Source organism: Variovorax sp. 01T439_2, assembly GCF_056398445.1.
In genome coordinates this window covers 1-4455 of sequence record NZ_JBFTPJ010000483.1, presented here as the reverse complement: position 1 = coordinate 4455, position 4455 = coordinate 1, and the positions used below count along the sequence as shown (strand labels likewise).

Annotated in this window: 4 protein-coding genes and 1 pseudogene; 3 read left to right on the top strand and 2 right to left on the bottom strand. The window is 66.4% G+C overall.

The window, feature by feature from the left end; genetic code table 11:
• The 3 genes from AC1DOC_RS21030 to greB form a co-directional block, all read left to right on the top strand.
• Positions 1–334 (top strand): adenylyl-sulfate kinase (locus tag AC1DOC_RS21030; RefSeq protein ID WP_478130417.1); only part of this gene is annotated, 334 nt, incomplete at its 5' end.
• Positions 331–1392 (top strand): hypothetical protein, encoded by a 1062-nt coding sequence (locus tag AC1DOC_RS21025; protein WP_478084382.1) that lies wholly within the window; start codon positions 331–333, stop codon positions 1390–1392. The genes AC1DOC_RS21030 and AC1DOC_RS21025, both read left to right, overlap by 4 nt.
• A gap of 40 nt (positions 1393–1432) precedes the next feature.
• Entirely contained in the window at positions 1433–2005 is a 573-nt protein-coding gene (gene greB / locus AC1DOC_RS21020; RefSeq protein ID WP_478079444.1) for a transcription elongation factor GreB, read from the top strand.
• 16 nt (positions 2006–2021) lie between these two features.
• Here the strand turns inward: greB and AC1DOC_RS21015 are convergent, their stop codons facing one another.
• Positions 2022–4280: a RelA/SpoT family protein gene (locus tag AC1DOC_RS21015; RefSeq protein WP_018907216.1), complete on the bottom strand. Its 2259-nt coding sequence runs from the start codon at positions 4278–4280 to the stop codon at positions 2022–2024.
• A gap of 101 nt (positions 4281–4381) precedes the next feature.
• Positions 4382–4455, bottom strand: a pseudogene (locus AC1DOC_RS21010) (DNA-directed RNA polymerase subunit omega); the annotation flags it as partial.

Genomic DNA, 4455 nt, shown 5'->3' with positions numbered 1-4455 from the left:
GCTGTTGAACGAGCAGGGCATGGTGGCAATCGTTGCCGTCGTTTCACCGCTGCAGGCGCTCCGGGATCTCGCGCGCTCGATCGTCGGCCCTTCGTACCACGAGGTCTTCGTGCACGCGCCCCTGGAAGTCTGCGAGCGGCGCGATCCCAAGGGGATGTATGCGCGAGCGCGGCAGGGCGCGATCGCGCGCTTCACCGGCGTGTCCGACATCTTCGAAGCCCCGGCAAACCCCGCGCTCACAGTCGACACTTCCAGCTGCGATGTCTCGGCTGCGGTGCAGCAGATCATGGCTTCGCTGGAGGGAACGGCGCCAACCCGGACGCTGCATCAATGACGCCCGCAAGAAAAAACCACCTGATGATTGCCGGCACGGGGCGCGCCGGCACGACCTTCCTCGTCCAGTACCTGGCGGCTTGCGGGCTGGACACGCATCTTGCAAGGCATCCGGACGCGAGCACCTACAACGAGGACGCCAACGCGGGCCTCGAGGACCTGCCCTTCGACAACCCCGATCTGCCCTACGTCATCAAGTCGCCCTGGCTGCATGCCTATGCCACGCGCCTGCTCGCGGACCCGTCCATCGCGCTCGATGCGGTGATCTTTCCGATGCGCAGCATCGTGGAAGCCTCCACCAGCCGCGTGGTCAACGAGCTGCGCGCACGGTATGCCATGGAGGGCCTGCCGGACGATTGCCGGCTCTGGGAGTCGTGGGGGACCACGCCGGGCGGCATCGTCTATTCGCTCAACCCGATCGACGAAGCACGCCTTCTTGCGCTGGGCTTTCATGAATTGATGCACACGCTGGTCAAGCACGACGTGCCGCTGGTGATGCTCGACTTTCCGCGTCTCGTGGAGGACCCGGCGTATCTCTACGACAAGCTGCATCCGGTCCTGGGTGCGAAGCTCGACAGGGAGCGGGCGCTGTCGGCCCATCGGGAGACGGCGGTGCCGTCGAAGGTCCGCGTGGGCAGGGAGCTTGCTGCCCACACCGCGCAGGCGCCGGCCAGCATCGAATTTCCTTCCCAGGCCACGCTGGACCGCGTGGCGATCAAGCGTGAGCTGGACAAGGCCGTGTCCGAGCGCGCGGTGCTCCAGCGGAAACTCGACGAGGCAATGGCTTGCCGCGCTGAGCAGCAGCGCGAACTGGATGAGGCCATTGCCGGCCGCACGGCCTGCCAGCAGCATTTGAGCGAGGCAATCGCCGAACGCGATGCGCGCCAACATGAACTCGCCGAATGCCAGCGCAGCCAGGCCGTTCTCGCGCAGGACCTGGAGCGCGCGAGATCGCGCACCTCGCACCTGGAAGCGCAATGCACGGCACTTCGGGCCTCAAATTCGTGGCGCGTGACGGCGCCGCTGCGCACCCTGTCGCGAATGTTGAAAATACGGTGAAAAGCCCATTCCCTTCCTTGAGACCAGAGGTTCTACCAAGTTGAGCAAAGCATTCACCAAGGAAATCGAGAGCGACGGTGACGACGACGGCGGCGAAAGCGCCGCCCCCGCGCTCCCGAGCGGCAGCAAGAACTACATGACGCCGGCCGGCTATGCCCGCCTGCGCGACGAACTGCTTCAGCTGATGGACGAAGAGCGCCCGAAGGTTGTCGAGGCGGTGCACTGGGCCGCCAAGAACGGCGACCGCTCCGAAAATGGCGACTATCTCTACGGCAAGAAGCGGCTGCGGGAAATCGACCGGCGCATCCGCTTTCTCACCAAGCGGCTCGAAATCGCCGAAGTGACCGATCCGTCGGTCCATCACGGCAGCGACCAGGTGTTCTTCGGCGCAACAGTGCGCTATGTGGACGAAACGGGCGACGAGCGCAGCGTGACGATCCTGGGCATCGACGAGGCGGACAGCGCCCAGTCGCAGGTCAGCTGGATTTCCCCGATCGCCCGCGCGCTGCTCAAGTCGCGCGAAGGCGACGTGGTGAAGCTCGTGACGCCGGGCGGCGCCCATGAGGTCGAGCTGCTGTCGGTCAGCTATCCGGCACCGGGCACGGCGCGCTAGCTTTCCTGCCCGCCGGTCAGGGCGCGGGAACCGTCCTTGCGGCGGTCAGCACAGAGGCCGTGCGCCGCGCGGCACGCAGCACGCTGTCCAGGTGGGTGCGGTCGCGCACCGCAATCACGAAGCGCAGGTCGGTCGAATCCTGCGGCGTCTCGTCGGCCATTTCGACGTGCGTGATGTCGGCTTCGGCGTCCGCCAGGGTCGCGGCCACGCGCGCCAGCACGCCCTTGTCGTTGCGCACCGTGATGACCACGCCGGTTTCGAAGGTGCGGGTCGGCTCGTCCGCCCATTCGACCGCGAAGAAGCGCTCGCTGTCCTTGTGGCGCAGGCGCTGGCCCACGCCGCAGGACTCGGTGTGCACGACCAGGCCTTCGCCATGGCCGAGGTAGCCGACGATCTCGTCGCCCGGAATCGGCCGGCAGCACAGTGCAAAGCGGACCGACGAGTTCTCGCTGCCATCCAGCGTGACGGCGCCCTGGGAAATGGTCTCGTGCGAGATGAAGCGCTCGCGGCTCAGCAGCAGCGCATCGGGCCGCTCGCCGAGTTCGGACAGCATGGCCACCAGCCGCTTGGCCACGATGCTGGCAATCCGCTTGCCCAGGCCAATGTCGGTCAGCAGCTCGGCGCGGGTTCGGTTGCCGGTGAAGCGCAGCAGCTTTTCCCACAGCGCCTGGTGCTCGGCGTCCTCGGCCGGCAGCTTGCTGAGGCCTTCGGCGCGCAGTGCCTGGGCCAGCAGCTTCTCGCCCAGGCCTTCGGACTCGGCATGGGCCAGGGTCTTCAGGTAGTGGCGGATCTTGGAGCGCGCCCGGCCGGTTCGCACGAAGCCGAGCCACGCGGGATTGGGTGTGGACACGGGCGCGGTGATGACCTCGACCACGTCCCCGTTCTTGAGCTCCGTGCGCAGCGGCACCTGGTCGCCGTTGATGCGTGCCGCGGAGGTGTGGTCGCCGATGTTGCTGTGGATGGCGTAGGCAAAGTCGACCACCGTGGCGCCGCGCGGCAGCGCGAGGATCTGGCTCTTCGGCGTGAAGACGTAGACCGCATCCGGGAACAGGTCGACCTTGACGTGGTCCCAGAACTCGGCGGCGTCGCGGGTTTCGTCCTGGATGTCGAGCAGCGACTGCAGCCACTTGGTGCCGAGCCGGTCGTTGCTGGCCGCGTTCGGCTCGGCCGCCTTGTAGAGCCAGTGCGCCGCCACGCCCGATTCGGCCACCACGTGCATGGCCTCGGTGCGCAGCTGGAACTCCACGTTCACGCCGGCCGGGCCCACCAGCGTGGTGTGCAGCGACTGGTAGCCGTTGAGCTTGGCGATCGCGATGTGGTCCTTGAACTTGCCCGGCAGCGGCTTGTACATTTGGTGCAGGATGCCCAGGCCCGTGTAGCAGGCGATCACGTTCGGCACGATCAGGCGAAAGCCGTAGATGTCGGTCACCTGGGCGAAGCTCAGGTGCTTTTCTTCCATCTTGCGGTAGATCGAATAGAGCGTTTTCTCGCGTCCCGCGATGCGCAGCGTCATGTTGGCGTTGGCAAAGGCGGTCTCGACCTCGCGCTGCACCTTCTGGATCAGGTCGCGGCGGCGCCCGCGCGCCTTGGCCACCGCCTTGGACAGGGTGGCGTAGCGCCACGGTTTCAGATGGCGGAACGACAGTTCCTGCAGTTCGCGGTAGGTCTGGTTCAGGCCCAGCCGGTGCGCGATGGGCGCGTAGATCTCAAGCGTTTCGCGCGAGATCCGGGCCCATTTCTCGCGCGGCGCATCGTCGAGCGTGCGCATGTTGTGCGTGCGGTCGGCCAGCTTGACCAGGATCACGCGCACATCGCGCGCCATGGCCAGCAGCATCTTGCGGAACGATTCGGCCTGGTTTTCCTCGCGGGTATTGAACTGCAGCTTGTCCAGCTTGGTGAGCCCGTCGACCAGCTCGGCCACCGGCGCGCCGAAGCGCTCGATCAGTTCGGGCTTGGTGACCCCGCAGTCTTCGATGGCATCGTGCAGCAGGGCGGCCATCAGCGCCTGTGCGTCGAGCTTCCATTCGGCGCATTGCGCCGCTACGGCAATGGGGTGGGTGATGTAGGGCTCGCCGCTGTTGCGCAGCTGGCCCAGGTGGGCTTCGTCGGCAAAGCGGTAGGCGCGGCGCACCAGCTCGGTGTCTTCGGGGCTCAGGTAGTCGAGCCTGGCGGTCAGCGCGGCAAAGCTCGCGGCAGCCGCATTCAGCGCCGCCGGACTCGGCTTGGGCGTGCCCCCCGTGGGGGCATGGGACTGATGTTTGGCAACCGCGCTCATGGCTACCACTTTAGCGTGACCGCTCTATGGACGCGTCCAGACGTAAAAAAAGCACCGCTTTGCGGTGCCTTTTCGTTGCAGGGCTGCGTCAGAAACAACGATCAGCCCGGCACCTTCTTGAGCATTTCCAGGCCGATCTTGCCTTCGGCGATTTCGCGCAGGGCCGTGACGGCGG